Origin of the sequence: Brevibacillus dissolubilis, from assembly GCF_006170445.1 — a bacterium.
GTDB lineage: Bacteria > Bacillota > Bacilli > Brevibacillales > Brevibacillaceae > Brevibacillus_B > Brevibacillus_B dissolubilis.
The window spans coordinates 219,077-234,652 of the sequence record NZ_VCNA01000003.1 but is presented as its reverse complement, the minus strand read 5'-3'; the positions used below and the strand labels follow the sequence as shown (position 1 = coordinate 234,652).

Sequence of the window (15,576 nt, the reverse complement as noted above, 5' to 3'; positions counted from 1 at the left end):
AACAAGGAGATGTCTATCATGTCCCAAGAATTTGACCTCGTTGTTCTCGGCGGAGGTACAGGCGGCTATGTGGCAGCGATTCGCGCAGCCCAACTCGGCATGTCTGTAGCGATCGTCGAAAAAGATAAATTAGGCGGAACTTGCCTGCACCGCGGTTGCGTCCCTTCCAAGGCGCTTCTGCGCAGTGCAGAAGTATATGCAACGACTCTGGAAAGCGAAAAATTCGGCGTACTCACTGAAAACGTACGTCTTGACTTCTCCCGCGTGCAACAGCGTAAGCAAGGCATCATCGACACTCTGCACAAAGGCGTGCAATACCTGATGAACAAGGGCAAAATCAAGATTTTCCAAGGTTTTGGCCGTGTCATGGGTCCATCCATCTTCTCCCCGCAGGCTGGTGCTGTCCGCATCGAGACTCCAGACGGTGAGCAAGAAATCATCGTTCCACGTTTTCTCATGATTGCGACGGGTTCCCGTCCACGCACTCTTCCAGGGCTTAAAGTCGACGGTCAATATGTCATGACCAGCGACGAAGCACTTGAATTGACCGAGGTGCCAAAATCGATCATCATCGTCGGCGGCGGTGTAATCGGGATCGAATGGGCTTCTATGTTTAACGATTTTGGCGTAGAAGTAACAGTGGTAGAGTATGCAGACCGCATCCTCGTGACCGAAGACGAAGAGATCAGCAAAGAAATGACCCGCCTGCTCAAAAAACGCGGCGTCAAAATCGTCACAGGTGCAGGCGTACTGGCTGACACCGTCTCTACCGAAGGCGGTCAAGTAACCGTCAAGGCAAAAGTAGGCGATGCTGAGCAGACCTTCACCGCTGAAAAAATGCTCGTATCCGTAGGCCGTGTGCCAAACACCGAAAACCTCGGTCTCGAAGGTACAGAGGTGAAAGTCGACCGCGGATTCGTCGTCGTCAACGAGAATTACCAAACGGCAGAAGGCCACATCTACGCGATTGGTGACGTCATCGGCGGCATGCAGCTGGCCCACGTCGCTGCTCACGAAGGAATCCTTGCTGTTGAACATATGGCAGGTCAGAATATTCACCCGCTCGACAACACCAAAGTGGCACGCTGCACCTACAGCCGCCCAGAGATCGCAAGCATCGGTCTGTCCGAGGCAGAGGCCAAAGACAAAGGCTTTGATGTCAAAGTCGGCAAATTCAGCTTCAAGGCACTTGGTAAAGCACTCGTTGCCGGTGAAAATGACGGTTTTGTCAAAATTGTCGCAGATGCAAAAACAAACGATGTCCTCGGTGTCCACATGATTGGCCCACACGTGACCGACATGATTTCCGAAGCGGCACTCGCGAAGGTGCTGGATGCGACTCCATGGGAGATCGGCCACACCATCCACCCGCATCCAACCCTCTCAGAAGCAATCGGCGAAGCTGCTCTCGCGGTAGACGGCCTCGCGATTCATGCCTAAAACACACGTCCACTAAGGAGGCTACCCCATGTCAACCAAACGTCATGAAGCGGTCGGACTTACCGATCAGCAAGTGTTGGATATGTATTACTACATGCTGTTGGCACGCAAGCTTGACGAGCGCCAATGGCTGCTGAACCGTGCGGGCAAGGTACCGTTCGTCATCTCCTGCCAAGGTCAGGAAGCTGCTCAAGTCGGCGCTGCCTTCGCATTTGAAATCGGCAGAGACTACTTCTGCCCATACTACCGTGACCTCGGAATCGTTCTCGTAGCAGGACAGTCAGCGCGCGATACCATGCTGACCGCTTTTGCCAAAGCAGAAGATCCGAACAGCGGCGGACGCCAGATGCCTGGTCACTTCGGCGGTAAAAAATTCAATATCCTCACAGGCTCCAGCCCGGTTACCACGCAGGTTCCACACGCAGTAGGGATCGCGCTTGCAGGCCGTATGACAGGGAAGAACCCAGTGGTCTACACCTCCTTTGGTGAAGGTTCCTCCAACCAAGGTGACTTCCATGAAGGCGCAAACTTCGCGGGTGTACACAAGCTCCCGGTTATCTTCTTCTGCGAAAACAACAAATACGCGATCTCCGTCCCACTCAGCAAGCAGCTGGCGTGTGAATCCGTGGCAGACCGTGCCATCGGTTATGGCTTCAAAGGCGTGAGCATCGACGGGAACGACCCTATCGAAGTGTACCGTGTCGTCAAAGAAGCGGTTGAGCGCGGCCGTAACGGCGAAGGCCCAACCCTGATCGAAGCGGTCATGTACCGTCTTGTTCCACACTCTTCCGACGACGATGACCGTGTGTACCGTTCCCGTGAAGAAGTGGAAGAAGCGAAGAAGAAAGACCCAATCATCCAGTTTGCGAACTATCTCAAATCTGTCGGCTTGATGGACGATGCTTCTGAGCAAGAAGTACTCCAAAAAGTACAGGCGGAAGTGGATGAAGCTACCGATTACGCGGAGAATGCTCCATATCCAACACCAGAGTCTACTTTAGATCACGTATACGGTTCTTAGGGGGTAAGAGAACATGGCAGTCATGACCTTTATCGAAGCAGTTACCTTGGCGATGCGTGAAGAGATGCGCCGCGATCCGAGCGTTTTCCTTTTAGGGGAAGACGTAGGGATACGCGGGGGCGTATTCCGTGCCTCCATGGGTTTGATTGAAGAATTCGGCGAAGAACGCGTTATCGATACACCACTGGCTGAATCCGCGATCGCGGGTGTGGCAATCGGTGCAGCAGCTGTAGGGATGCGTCCAATCGCAGAGATGCAGTTTGCGGACTTTATCATGCCAGCAGTCAACCAGATCGTCTCCGAAGCAGCGAAAATGCGCTACCGTTCTGCAGGCGACTGGAATTGCCCAATTACCATCCGTGCTCCTTTTGGCGGCGGTGTACACGGTGCGCTGTATCACTCCCAATCTGTGGAGGCAATGTTTAACAGCACACCAGGTCTCAAGATCGTAGCACCATCTACACCATACGATGCCAAAGGTCTGCTCAAAGCGGCGATCCGCGACAACGACCCGGTGCTGTTCTTCGAGCACAAGCGTTGCTACCGTCTGATCAAAGGCGAAGTACCTGATACCGATTACGTCCTGCCAATCGGCAAAGCGGACGTGAAGCGCGAAGGTACAGACATCACTGTCATCTCCTATGGTCTGACCCTGCACTTCGCCCTGCAGGCAGCAGAGAAGCTCGCTGCAGAAGGCATCAGCGCACACGTCCTCGACCTGCGCACCCTGTATCCGCTCGACAAGGATGCGATCATCCAAGCCGCTTCCAAAACAGGAAAAGTGCTGGTCATCCATGAAGACAACAAAGAAGGCGGTATCGGCGGTGAAGTAGCAGCAATCGTAGCAGAAAACTGCCTGTTCGACCTCGACGCTCCAGTAAGACGTCTTTGCGGTCCGGACGTACCAGCGATGCCATACAGCCCGCCAATGGAAAAATTCTTCATGATCACTCCGGAAAAAGTTCTGGAAGCAATGCGTGAACTCGCACTCTTTTAATCACTAGCTAGGAGGATATAATCATGGCAACACAAGTGCTTATGCCCCAACTCGGGGAGAGTGTGACCGAGGGTACCATCTCCAAATGGCTCGTCAACGTAGGCGATGTCGTGAAAAAGTACGATCCACTCGCAGAAGTCACCACCGATAAAGTAAACGCAGAAGTGCCTTCCACTGTATCCGGACGCGTATCCCAAATCGTGGTCGCAGAAGGGGAGACAGTAGCAGTCGGCACCCTGATTCTGTATATCGAAGAAGAAGGCGGCGCATCCGCACCTGCTCCGGCAGCAGCGCCAGCACCACAGGCAGCTCCTGCACCAGCGGCAACTCCAGCAGCCGCAGTTCCACAAGCAGCAGCTCCAAGCACCCCTGCACCAGCAGCGGGCGATGCACCAAAACAACGCTATTCCCCAGCTGTTATGCGCCTCGCACAAGAGCACAACATCGACCTGTCCCGTGTAGCAGGTACCGGCGCAGAAGGCCGTGTGACCCGTAAAGACGTGCAGGCAATCATTGATGCAGGCGGTCAGGCTCCGGCAGCGGCTCCTGCACCAGTGGCGGAAGCACCAGCACCACAAGCAGCACCAGCAGCTGCTCAAGTGACCCAGACTCCAACCGTAACGGCGGCACAAGTGCCTACAAGCACTCCGGCAGCCAACGTATCCTACGACATCCCAGTGGCAACAGGCGACCAGGTGATCCCAGTGACACCAATCCGCAAAACCATCGCCAACCGCATGGTACAATCCAAGCACGAAGCACCACACGCTTGGACCATGGTCGAAGTAGACGTAACCAACCTCGTCAACTACCGCAGCAGTGTCAAAGACGAGTTCAAGAAAAAAGAAGGTGTCAACCTCACCTTCCTGCCGTTCTTCATCAAAGCCGTGGTGGAGTCGCTCAAAGAATTCCCAATGCTCAACTCCCAATGGGCTGGCGATAAAATCATCGTGAAGAAAAACATCAACATCTCCATCGCGGTAGCAACAGACGACGCTCTGTATGTACCAGTGATCAAAGATGCTGACCAAAAATCTGTCTACGGTATCGCCAAATCTATCGAAGATCTCGCAGCCCGCACCCGTGCAGGCAAGCTCACTATGGATGACATGACAGGCGGTACGTTCACGGTTAACAACACGGGCTCTTTCGGCTCTGTCATGTCCACGCCGATCATCAACGCTCCACAAGCAGCGATCCTCAGTGTAGAGTCCATCGTCAAGCGCCCAGTGGTAATCAACGACATGATCGCAGTCCGCTCTATGGTCAACCTCTGCCTCTCCTTAGACCACCGCGTACTCGACGGTCTCGTCTGCGGCCGTTTCCTCCAAGCTGTCAAACAAAAGTTGGAGAACATCGGACCAGACACCAAGCTCTATTAATACAGCGCTCACCAGCGCAAGATATACCAAAAAAAGACGCCATCATCATGGGCGTCTTTTTTCTATGTTCTTAGACCTTCTTTTTATGTAAGGTCCGGTACTCATCTTCGAGGATCGCCATCAGGATCGAATCATGGTACTCATGGTTGTAGTACAACGCATCCTTCTGCACACCCTCACGCTTAAATCCGAGCTTCTCATACACATGTGAGGCCCGCTCATTATACGACCACACATTCAACTCGATCCGATGCAGGTTCACAATCCCAAACCCATAATCCAGCATCAATTTCATCGCCTCAGAGCCATAGCCCTTGCCCTGATGCTCATCTTGGAAGATGGCAATCCGAATATTCGCATTCCGGTTGTACGAATCAATACTCTGAAGCGCCACATCCCCAATCACCTCGTCCGTCTCCCGCAAGGCAATCAACAGCAGAACAGAGGAGCGGTCCTGCATTTTCCCTTCAAAATACCGCTCGATCTGCTCCTTCGTATGAATCAACTGCGTCCCCGTCAGCCTGCGTCCCTCCGGATGATACAGATGATGAAAATACAACTCCGCATCCGCCATACTGATCGGTCGCAGATAAATCTTCTCACCCTCTAGGAATCGCACTGGTCTCTGCTCTTGATAGGTTCCCATCTTGAAGAAGCCCCCTTTTTTGTATGTAGGTATACTATACAAAATTGATAGTGTATTGGAAATAAGTTCTTATTAATAAGTTCTTTTTTATTTCATATTACTTCACAGAAAAGGCTACATCTTTTGTATAAATCTTCACGGGTAGGTGATCCCAAGTTGGCAGGGGAGACGGCGGCTGGCAGGAGGCAAGCCTCTTTTGAAAAACCAACTTAGCGTAGGAATAAGAAAGGACATACGACCTTCTCTGAGCAACCCAGGGGCAAACAGTCTCACTTCTTTGTAATACCCAGATGTTTTTGCCCCGCCCATAGTCCTTTCTTTTTCCGAAGCGGACAGAAATAACACCCTTGCGGTTTTTCAATCGAGGCACGCCTCCTGCCAGCCGTCGTCACCCCACCCCCTAGCAATGAGGAACACCACCCACCCAAAAGATTTTTCCACGAAAAGTGTAACGTTTTCCATCCCTACCCCGTCATAGTAGTAGAAAGACAGTTTTCAATCCATAAAAGTTTATAAATTGTTTGCTATTAAAACAATCTTCAGCTACTTTATGGTAAACTGTAACCATTGTTTTCAACTGGGGACATAGATAAAGAATTGGGGAGGCAATTATGAAAAAAAATAATACCAAACGGATCAGCGTCGTGCTGGCATCAGCATTAGCTGTTACACCTTTTACATTTGTTCCGAAAGCTCACGCCATCGACGGCGTTTTTGTAGATGCAGGCGATACCGAAGTTGATGCAGATACGGACTATACCATTGAGTTTGATTTGGAAGAAGACTTGGAAGAAGGCGACATCATCTACATCAAGTTTGATTCCGATTTCGGTGTCTCTTCTGGCATCAGTGAAGACGATGTAGAAGTGGACGGCGATGAACCGAACTCCGTAGATGTATCCGGCAAAGTAATCGAGATTGAAGTGGCCGATGATTATTCGGAGGGAGATACCATTGAGGTAGAGATCATGGACGGGATCACCAACCCGGAAGATGAAGATACCTACGAAGTGGGCGTCAGAACAACCAATGAATCCTCCTATGAATACGGCGAAATTGATATCGAAGACGATGGAGGCAGCAGCTCCAACTCCGACGAATTCGATGTTTCCTTCGGTAAAACCACGACAGGTGAAAAAACGTCTCTGACACTCGGCGCTTTTGACCTTGAAGACGATCTGGTCAGCTCCAAGTGGATTTATGTTACGTTCCCAACCAGCGATATGATCCCGAACAGCCTTGATTCTGATGAGGTCGAGATCAACGGCTACACAGCGTCCGATGTGGAAGAAGTGAGCAGCTCTGAGCTTAAGCTCAAAGTTCCTTCCGGTGCATCCGGCGATGATGAGCTGGAGATCGAGTTCACCTCTGACTTCGGTCTGAAAACACCGAAGACAGCTGATGATGATTACACCATCGAGGTCGAATATGACAGTGAGACCTATGAGTCCGAAGAGTTCGAGATCAAAAAAGGCAGCACAAGCACCACGCCAACCTACTCGAACTATCCGGTGACCTTGTCTGATTACAATGCAGGCAGCCGTTCTTCTTACTCCTTTGAAGTAAGCCTCGACGAAAAACTGTACTCCAACAGCACGATCGAAGTAGAGTTCCCAAGCATCGACATGGTTCCAGGCTACATCGATTCCAGCTCGGTTACCATCAACAATACCAAACCATACTCTGTTGCAATCAGCGGCAAGAAGGTCAGCCTGAAAACCCCTTCCAGCTTCAGCTCCTCAAGCACTGCAAAAATCGTATTTGCTTATGAAGCGTGGTTGAAAAACCCAATTACACCAAGCAGTGAATATGCGCTGACCGTTAAATACGAGGGTGACAGCTATGTATCCCGCAAGTTCAGTGTAACCGGCTCTGGCAGCATCCCAACCACACCGACTACGCCGACAACTCCAACTACGCCTACGACACCTACCACACCAGTACCGGTGAACAACAGCACCGCTACCATCGCTTTGAGCAAAACGACTCCAAGTGTAGCTACTGGCGTAACCGTTGGAATTAAAGCTCTTGGTGTTCCACTCAAGAAAAACCAAGACTTCATCGAAGTATCGTTCCCATCCGGGTTCGCTGTTCCTGCATACATCACCAACACCACTGTTACGGTGAACGGCTATACCCCTAGCTATGTAACCACCCGTGGTCAAAACCTGGTGATCTATCCAGCTCAAGACGTGGCGGCAAGCACAGCAGTTAACATCGCGGTAAGTGAACAAGCCAACATCAAAACCCCGGCCGCACAAAGCCTCTACAGCATCGGTGTCTACTCTTCTGAAGAGCGCAACCTGCTGTTCGCTCGTCCTGTGACGATCGGCAACCCATACAAGAACGCGGTTAGCTTCAAGCTCAATGATGCAGCCTTTACCCTTGGCGGCAAGCGTTATTCGCTGACAGCAGCACCACAGACGGTAGCAGGCAATACTTTTGTCCCTGCCCAATTGCTGCGTGATGGTGCGAAGCTTACCACTAACTGGAGCAAAACATCCGCTACCGTAATCAGCGGTTCCACCAAGATCGAATTCACAGTAGGCTCCAAAACCGTAAAAGTAAACGGCAAAGCCTATACACTCCCAGCAGCTGTCTATCTGAAAAACAACATGCCAATGGTGCCAGTCCGTTTCGTCGCTGATACCCTCAAGTATCGTCTTACATGGGATGCAACGACCTCCAGCGTGGTTCTCTACAAATAGTTGTTACCCTGCCACATACAAAAGCCCTCTCGTTTGCACTTTGACTGCGAACGAGAGGGCTTTCCTTTTTGGTGATTCGCTTCCGATCCCGATCAATATGGGCTAAATACATAGAAGGCCGGAACGATCAAAGAGACCACCAACAGGACGATGATGATTTTGGCGACTGTGGATTGATGTTTACGCATGAGATACCCTCCTTGGATCACTGCAAAAATAGTCTGACATTAGGTGAATTCTCAGAAGTTTCGTTGAAAAACCGATGGTCTGTGCTAGAATGAAACTAAAGATATATCACGTACAATGAAAGTTTGGAAATGGGGGAAACCATAAGTGTCCAACAAAGATTTTACTCAAATCTATCAAGAGTGGCAACAGCAAGTGGCTGGTCGCTTGGCGAAATCTCCAGAGCGCAAAGAGCGTTTTACCACCTCTTCAGATATCGAGGTAGAACGTCTCTATGTTCCGGAGAATATTGATGACGCTTACATGGAAAATATCGGTCTCCCGGGTGAGTATCCATATACTCGCGGGGTACAGCCGACGATGTACCGTGGAAGGCTTTGGACAATGCGTCAGTATGCGGGTTTTGGTTCAGCCGAAGAGACCAACAAGCGTTTCCGTTACCTGTTGGAGCAGGGGCAGACAGGTCTGAGTGTCGCCTTTGACCTGCCGACACAGATTGGTTACGATTCCGACGACCCGATGGCGACAGGGGAAGTGGGTAAAGTAGGGGTGGCGATTGACTCCCTTGAAGACATGGAAACCCTGTTAGCCCATATCCCGCTTGATAAAGTAAGTACCTCGATGACGATCAATGCACCTGCCTCTGTGCTGCTGGCGATGTACATTGCCGTAGCGGAGAAGCAAGGGGTGACGTCTGAGAAGCTGTCTGGTACAATCCAAAACGATATTTTAAAAGAATATATCGCACGCGGCACCTACATTTTCCCGCCGAAGCCGTCGATGCGTCTGATTACCGATATTTTTGCCTACTGTGCTGAACATGTTCCGAAATGGAATACAATCAGTATCAGCGGCTACCATATCCGCGAAGCAGGAGCAAGCGCGGTGCAGGAAGTGGCATTTACGCTGGCAGACGGGATTGCCTACGTCGAAGCGGCTCTGCAGGCCGGGCTTGATATCGACAAGTTTGCGCCACAGCTGTCCTTCTTCTTTAATGCACACAACAACTTCTTTGAAGAGATCGCCAAGTTTCGCGCCGCACGCCGCATCTGGGCTCGTCTCATGCGTGAGCGCTACAACGCGAAGAACCCGAAATCTTGGCAGTTCCGCGTCCATACACAGACAGGCGGCTCCACACTCACTGCACAACAGCCGGATAACAACATCGTCCGCGTCACCATGCAAGCACTCGCAGCCGTACTCGGCGGCACACAGAGTCTGCACACCAATTCCCGTGACGAAGCACTCGCACTGCCAACCGAAGATTCTGCCCGCATCGCACTCCGTACCCAGCAGATCATCGGGTATGAGAGCGGCGTAACAGACACGGTTGACCCGCTGGCTGGTTCTTACTATATCGAGAACCTGACTGATCAGCTGGAGCTGCGTGTCTTAGAATACATGGAAAAGATCGAAAAGATGGGTGGAGCGGTATCTGCTGTCGAGGCAGGCTACATGCAGCGTGAGATCCACAAGCAATCCTATGACACCCAACGCAAAATTGAATCCGGCGAAGAGATCGTGGTCGGGATGAATAAATTCCGCATCGAAAACGAACCACAGCCAGATCTGCTTCGCGTAGACCCATCCTTGGGCCAAAAGCAAAAAGAAAAGCTTGAAGAGCTGCGTGGACGCCGTGATAATCAGTTAGTCGACCAAACGCTCAATCGCTTGCGTGAAGGAGCGAAGGGGACGGATAACCTGATGCCGTTGATCCTCGATTGTGTCCGCGCGTATGCGACCATCGGTGAGATTTGCGGTGTGTTGAGACAAGAATTTGGAGAATATCGCGCGGTATAGGCCCGATCGATCACTCGGTCCATACACCGCTTAGGGGGATATATGTAATGGAGAGAAAAATTCGCGTTTTGGTTGCCAAGCCAGGTCTTGACGGTCATGACCGTGGGGCGCTGGTCGTCGCTCAGGCTCTGCGCGACGGCGGGCTTGAAGTCGTCTATACCGGTCTGCGTCAGACTCCGGCGCAGATCGTCAATGCGGCCATTCAGGAAGACGTTGAGTTCATCGGCTTGTCTTGTCTGTCTGGGGCGCACAATGAATTGTTCCCAGAGGTCGTCCGTCTGCTCAAGGAAAAGGGCGCAGATGACATCATCGTGTTTGGCGGTGGTGTGATTCCACAGGAGGATATCCCGTTCCTGGAGTCACAAGGCATCAAAAAAATCTTCACACCGGGTACACCGACACAAGAAGCGGTTGATTTTGTCTACCAGCATGCCAAAGGCAAAGCCATGACCTTCACCAAACCGCCAAAACAGATCGCACATATCGGGATCGCGGTCAAATCCATCGATGCCGCATTGCCTTTCTATTATGAGCAATTGGGTCTGCAGCTGCTCGGAACCGAAGTGGTGGAGAGTGAGCAGGTCAAGGTGGCGTTCCTTGGGATCGGCGAGACCCGCTTCGAGCTGTTAGAGCCGCTCAGCCCAGAGAGCCCAATCGCTAAGTTCATCGAAAAACGCGGCGAAGGCATCCACCATATCGCCCTTGATGTAGACAACATCGACGAACGACTGGCCAACCTGAAAGCCAATGGTGTTCAACTGATCAACGAAACCCCGAAAGATGGCGCACACGGCGCACGCATCGCCTTCCTGCATCCGAAAGCGGCTGGCGGCGTCCTGTTTGAACTGTGCCAATACCCAGCAGACAACGGAGGTCAGGGTCATGAGTGAAGCGATGTATAACAAAATCAGTGAACTGTACGACCGCAAGCGCAAGGTAGAGCTGGGCGGAGGCGATAAGCGGATCGAAGCCCAGCATAACCGCGGCAAGCTGACCGCTCGCGAGCGGATTGATATTTTGCTCGACCGAGACACGTTCGTTGAGCTGAACCCATTTATCAAACACCGTGCCACCAACTTCGGCATGGATAAGCTGGAAGCGCCAGGTGAAGGCGTTGTGACCGGATACGGCAAGGTGAATGGCCGCCTCGTCTACGTCTTTGCCCAAGATTTCACCGTATTCGGCGGTGCGCTTGGCGAGATGCATGCGAAGAAGATCACCAACATCATGGATCTTGCCGCGAAAAACGGCGCACCTGTCATCGGCCTGAACGACTCTGGCGGTGCGCGTATCCAAGAGGGTGTTGTTTCTCTTGACGGCTACGGTCATATTTTCTACCGCAACTCCATCTACTCTGGCGTTATTCCACAGATCTCTGTCATTCTCGGCCCATGCGCGGGTGGTGCGGTCTATTCTCCAGCAATCACCGACTATGTGTTCATGGTGGAGAAGACCTCCCAGATGTTCATCACCGGTCCTAAGGTTATCGAGACCGTTACCGGAGAAAAAATCTCCAGTGAAGACTTAGGGGGCGCGCGCGTCCACTCATCCATCAGCGGGAATGCTCACTTCACGGCTGCGACCGAACCGGAAGTGCTTGAGGAAGTGCGCCGCCTGCTTTCCTTCCTGCCGCAAAGCTATAAAGAAGCACCACCGAGCATCGAGTACACGGGTGATTCCGGCGATTGGCTCGAAGATATCATCGACCTTGTGCCGGTAGCTGGAACCAAGGTATACGACGTGAAAAAAGTGCTGGAAATGATCGTCGACAACGGTGATTTCATGGAAGTACAGCCTGACTTCGCCCGCAACATTGTCGTCGGCTATGGTCGCATCGACGGTCATACAGTGGGTCTGATTGCCAACCAGCCGAAGGTGATGGCAGGCGGTCTCGACATCGACTCCTCGGACAAGCTGGCCCGTTTTATCCGCACGTGCGACTCGTACAACGTACCGCTGATCACTTTTGAGGACGTAACCGGCTTCTTCCCAGGGATCAATCAAGAGCATGGCGGGATCATCCGTCACGGTGCCAAAATCCTCTATGCTTACTCTGAAGCAACCGTGCCAAAAATCACGGTCATCACGCGTAAAGCATACGGCGGAGCGTATGTAGCGCTCAACTCCAAAGCGATCGGTGCTGACGTGGTCTACGCGTGGCCGAACGCAGAGATCGCGGTTATGGGTCCAGAAGGGGCAGCCAACATCATTTTCGCCCGTGAGATCGAAGGCAGTGAAGATCCAGTAGCGACTCGTCAAGCCAAGATCGCTGAATACCGCGATATGTTCGCTAACCCATATGTAGCGGCTGAGCACGGAATGGTGGATGATGTCATCGACCCGCGTGAAACCCGCAAATACCTCAAGCACTCTCTCGATATGCTGCGCAATAAAGAAGAGAGCCGTCCGAAGAAGAAGCACGGCAACATTCCACTGTAGTCAAAAATAGTTTGCCCGTCGAAAAAAGTTCATTTCGTCTTCTTGTCATCCGCCTATCCGTGGTATACTTGAAGGCGTTACATAACTTGTGCAACTTCACATTCCGCGAAACCGGGGGTAAGATGAGATGATTAATCAGGAGCGCATTCTCCAAGAATTTTTGGAGCTTGTACAAATCGATAGCGAGACCAAATTCGAAGGGAAGATCGCTGAGGTCCTCAAGCAAAAGCTGACCGACATGGGTTTCTCTGTTGAAGAAGACAATGCAGGCGAAAAAATCGGACACGAAGGCAACAATATCTTCGCGACTCTCGAAGGCACTGCAAAAGGTCCAGCGATTCTTTTCTCCAGCCATATGGACACCGTTGTCCCTGGTAAAGGTGTAAAACCTTCTGTAAAAGACGGCTATGTCGTAACAGACGGCACCACCATCCTCGGTGCAGACGACAAAGCAGGGATCGCCGCGATCTTTGAAGCGATGCGCCTGCTCAAAGAAAAGAACCTGCCGCATCCAACCATCCAAATCGTCATCACCACAGGCGAAGAATCCGGTCTCATGGGTTCCCGCAACATGGACGCAAGCAAGCTGAAAGCAGAGATGGGCTTCATCCTCGACTCCACTGGTAAAGTGGGCGAGATCATCAAAGCTGGTGCAGGCCAATACCGTATCGTTACCAAGGTGCACGGTAAATCCGCACACGCAGGCGTTGCTCCTGAAAAAGGCATCAGCGCCATTCAAGTAGCTTCCAAAGCGATCTCCCGCATGCCACTGGGCCGTATTGATGAAGACACAACTGCCAACATCGGCCGTTTTGTCGGTGGTCAAGCGTACAACATCGTGACCGACTATGTAGAGATCTGGTCCGAGTGCCGCAGCCTGGTCAACGATAAGCTGGAAGAGCAGCTGAAAAAGATGGTTGCCGCTTTTGAAGAAGCAGCTGAAGAATTCGGTGCACGCGTCGAGAACGAAGTAATGTTCATGTACAGCGGCTACAAGTTCGATGAGAACACACCCGTTCTGCAAAAAGCAATCAACGCTGTAAAACGCGTAGGCCGCACACCAGACCTGCAAAGCAGCGGCGGCGGCAGCGACGGAAATGCCTTCAACGGCTATGGCGTACCATCCGTCAACTTCGGGATCGGTTACGAAGAAATTCATACCACCAACGAGCGTATGCCACTTGAAGAGCTGTACAAAGCAGCTGAGCTGGTACTTGCGGTTGTGGAAGAGTGCTTGGAATAGGATAGAAGAAATAAAAGCAGCTAAGCGGTATGGCGTAGATGAAGAAAACGGGGAGCCCCAAAGCTCCTCGTTTTTTTTGCGTTCCGTTCATACCCCTGTCCCCGTCTTAAATTCATACTTCTTACATAAGGTTGAATAGATAAAAACATACGGCATGGGGAGGGGGAGCGGCGTTGCTTCACTTACGCGAGGGCCGAGTCAACAGGATCGTAGAAGAGCGTGCGGGGGTACAGATTGTAGAGGTTGAGATGTTGGACGGATTGTTGGAGTCATCTGAAGCGGGGACGGAGAAGCAGGGGGAAGCGGGAAAAATCGGTTTCCCACATATGCACACGGAGAAGATAACATCTAATAAGATCACGGCTAAAGCGGTTTACTATACAAAAGCAAGCTCTCAAACAATAAATCGTCCAACCGAATCCCCTCGAACCCCATGCCAAATCGGCGACATCGTGATCCTCAACACCACAGCAGTCGATCTTCGCCTTGGCACAGGCGGCTATCATTTTATCCTGGCAAAAAAACAGGATTTCACCGATTCCGATGAGTATCCAACCGATTGGGGACACATCATAAAAATGAGATACACCCCGTGGCAGCTGGCTGTTGATGCGGTGGAGGAGCAGGGTAGTCCGTATCACGAGCTGTTTTGCGACGAGACCTTGACACTGGAGCGGACCCCTGTGTTGATCGGGGAATTACATAGCCTCTTACCGATGCTGGCGTTGTCGTTGCACCATCTGGCTGGCAAACTCCGTATTGCCTATGTCATGCCAGATGGCGCAGCCTTGCCCATTGCCTGGAGCCGACATGTCCATCAACTCAAAGAAGCCGGCCTGATCGACTGTACCGTAACGGTTGGTCACGCATGGGGCGGGGACTACGAGGCGGTCAATCTCCACACGGGGCTTCTGGCAGCCAAACATCTGGCTCAAGCCGACATCATCTTATGTATTCTGGGCCCCGGCGTGGTCGGGACGGGTACACCGCTTGGTTTTTCCGGGATGCAGCTGGCTGAGATGATCCACGCTGTTTCGCTGTTAGAGGGGATTCCGGTGGTCGTGCCCCGTATCAGTTTTGCTGAGGCGAGAGAGAGGCACAGGGGCATCAGTCACCATACACGGACGGTGCTGAAAAAGTTTGCGCTGACCCAAGCTGTTGTCCCGATTCCGTTGTTGGGGAAACAGTCTTCTGATCAAGAAATACGATGTGACCTACAGAGCGGGCTTGGTAAAGAGGACGATCATGATTGTATGCCAGATGACCTGCAACAAGATCCCCGAAACCAGCTCATCCAACAACAGGCCGCACAAGCTGGCTTGTCCGACCGTCATCACGTTCATTATGTAACAGCTCCAACCGTAGAGGAGCTTGCCATTATACAACAGACCTATCCAGAGCCGATCACCACCATGGGACGTGACCTGTGGCGTGACCCGAGTCCGTTTCAGACCGCATATGCAGCGGCGAAGATGGCGCTTTCGTTATTATCCTAATCCCGGCGCTTCTTCGCCTGATCCATGCGTGTAAGCCATTCGGAGAGCGTCATATCTTTTCCGGCCCAGCCGCGAAGGGTAGCACGGATCTCCCAAGCTTTTCCGACCATACGAACAGAGGATGGGCTTACATACGTTTTCATCAGACAACGCCTCCTGGGTAAATGTGTGGACAAGCTTTACATGTTGCTAGGATATGGATAAGGTAGAGAGAATAG

The 15,576-nt window shown here is 51.9% G+C and carries 13 protein-coding genes; 10 read left to right on the top strand and 3 right to left on the bottom strand.

The annotated features are described in order from the left end of the window. Positions 1–18 precede the first annotated feature (18 nt). The 4 genes from lpdA to FGI41_RS07150 are packed head-to-tail and all read left to right on the top strand — an operon-like array spanning position 19 to position 4,840. Complete coding sequence (lpdA, locus tag FGI41_RS07165) at positions 19–1,440, top strand: dihydrolipoyl dehydrogenase (protein WP_139489279.1); 1,422 nt, start codon at positions 19–21, stop codon at positions 1,438–1,440. Between the two features lie 28 nt (positions 1,441–1,468). Then, positions 1,469–2,461, top strand: a complete 993-nt coding sequence (locus FGI41_RS07160; protein ID WP_139489278.1) for a thiamine pyrophosphate-dependent dehydrogenase E1 component subunit alpha — start codon at positions 1,469–1,471, stop codon at positions 2,459–2,461. 13 nt (positions 2,462–2,474) lie between these two features. Further along, positions 2,475–3,458 carry an alpha-ketoacid dehydrogenase subunit beta gene (locus FGI41_RS07155; RefSeq protein WP_139489277.1) on the top strand — a complete coding sequence of 328 codons (984 nt, stop codon included), beginning with the start codon at positions 2,475–2,477 and terminating at the stop codon, positions 3,456–3,458. A 23-nt stretch (positions 3,459–3,481) separates the two neighbouring features. Then, positions 3,482–4,840 carry a dihydrolipoamide acetyltransferase family protein gene (locus FGI41_RS07150; RefSeq protein WP_139489276.1) on the top strand — a complete coding sequence of 453 codons (1,359 nt, stop codon included), beginning with the start codon at positions 3,482–3,484 and terminating at the stop codon, positions 4,838–4,840. A gap of 70 nt (positions 4,841–4,910) precedes the next feature. Here FGI41_RS07150 and FGI41_RS07145 read toward each other — a convergent pair whose 3' ends face one another. Next, positions 4,911–5,486, bottom strand: coding sequence for a GNAT family N-acetyltransferase (locus FGI41_RS07145; RefSeq protein WP_139489275.1), 576 nt, complete (start codon positions 5,484–5,486; stop codon positions 4,911–4,913). A gap of 97 nt (positions 5,487–5,583) precedes the next feature. After that, positions 5,584–5,847 carry a hypothetical protein gene (locus FGI41_RS07140; RefSeq protein ID WP_139489274.1) on the bottom strand — a complete coding sequence of 88 codons (264 nt, stop codon included), beginning with the start codon at positions 5,845–5,847 and terminating at the stop codon, positions 5,584–5,586. Positions 5,848–6,097: 250 nt separating this feature from the next. Here FGI41_RS07140 and FGI41_RS07135 point away from each other — a divergent pair, with 250 nt between their 5' ends. The 6 genes from FGI41_RS07135 (at position 6,098) to FGI41_RS07110 (ending at position 15,358) form a co-directional block, all read left to right on the top strand. Continuing rightward, positions 6,098–8,194 carry a copper amine oxidase N-terminal domain-containing protein gene (locus FGI41_RS07135; protein WP_139489273.1) on the top strand — a complete coding sequence of 699 codons (2,097 nt, stop codon included), beginning with the start codon at positions 6,098–6,100 and terminating at the stop codon, positions 8,192–8,194. Positions 8,195–8,527: 333 nt separating this feature from the next. Then, a complete protein-coding gene (locus FGI41_RS07130) occupies positions 8,528–10,180 on the top strand; it encodes an acyl-CoA mutase large subunit family protein (RefSeq protein ID WP_139489272.1) in 1,653 nt (550 codons plus the stop codon). Between the two features lie 47 nt (positions 10,181–10,227). Continuing rightward, complete coding sequence (gene mce / locus FGI41_RS07125; protein WP_139489271.1) at positions 10,228–11,070, top strand: methylmalonyl-CoA epimerase; 843 nt, start codon at positions 10,228–10,230, stop codon at positions 11,068–11,070. Next, complete coding sequence (locus FGI41_RS07120; protein WP_139489270.1) at positions 11,063–12,619, top strand: acyl-CoA carboxylase subunit beta; 1,557 nt, start codon at positions 11,063–11,065, stop codon at positions 12,617–12,619. Before mce ends, FGI41_RS07120 begins: the two co-directional genes overlap by 8 nt. Positions 12,620–12,746: 127 nt before the next feature. Beyond that, positions 12,747–13,862 carry a M20/M25/M40 family metallo-hydrolase gene (locus tag FGI41_RS07115; protein WP_139489269.1) on the top strand — a complete coding sequence of 372 codons (1,116 nt, stop codon included), beginning with the start codon at positions 12,747–12,749 and terminating at the stop codon, positions 13,860–13,862. A gap of 173 nt (positions 13,863–14,035) precedes the next feature. Beyond that, positions 14,036–15,358, top strand: a complete 1,323-nt coding sequence (locus FGI41_RS07110) for a DUF3866 family protein (RefSeq protein WP_139489268.1) — start codon at positions 14,036–14,038, stop codon at positions 15,356–15,358. Here FGI41_RS07110 and mciZ read toward each other — a convergent pair. Next, positions 15,355–15,501 (bottom strand): Z-ring formation inhibitor MciZ, encoded by a 147-nt coding sequence (gene mciZ / locus FGI41_RS07105; RefSeq protein ID WP_139489267.1) that lies wholly within the window; start codon positions 15,499–15,501, stop codon positions 15,355–15,357. The two genes, FGI41_RS07110 and mciZ, sit on opposite strands and share 4 nt — an antisense overlap. Positions 15,502–15,576 lie beyond the last annotated feature (75 nt).

Bases quoted from the DNA above. Each gene is read 5' to 3' on its own strand.
- FGI41_RS07145 (WP_139489275.1), bottom strand. From the start codon at position 5,486: ATGGGAACCTATCAAGAGCAGAGACCAGTGCGATTCCTAGAGGGTGAG.
- mciZ (WP_139489267.1), bottom strand. From the start codon at position 15,501: ATGAAAACGTATGTAAGCCCATCCTCTGTTCGTATGGTCGGAAAAGCT.
- FGI41_RS07150 (WP_139489276.1), top strand. From the start codon at position 3,482: ATGGCAACACAAGTGCTTATGCCCCAACTCGGGGAGAGTGTGACCGAG.
- FGI41_RS07155 (WP_139489277.1), top strand. From the start codon at position 2,475: ATGGCAGTCATGACCTTTATCGAAGCAGTTACCTTGGCGATGCGTGAA.
- mce (WP_139489271.1), top strand. From the start codon at position 10,228: ATGGAGAGAAAAATTCGCGTTTTGGTTGCCAAGCCAGGTCTTGACGGT.
- lpdA (WP_139489279.1), top strand. From the start codon at position 19: ATGTCCCAAGAATTTGACCTCGTTGTTCTCGGCGGAGGTACAGGCGGC.
- FGI41_RS07135 (WP_139489273.1), top strand. From the start codon at position 6,098: ATGAAAAAAAATAATACCAAACGGATCAGCGTCGTGCTGGCATCAGCA.
- FGI41_RS07115 (WP_139489269.1), top strand. From the start codon at position 12,747: ATGATTAATCAGGAGCGCATTCTCCAAGAATTTTTGGAGCTTGTACAA.
- FGI41_RS07120 (WP_139489270.1), top strand. From the start codon at position 11,063: ATGAGTGAAGCGATGTATAACAAAATCAGTGAACTGTACGACCGCAAG.
- FGI41_RS07160 (WP_139489278.1), top strand. From the start codon at position 1,469: ATGTCAACCAAACGTCATGAAGCGGTCGGACTTACCGATCAGCAAGTG.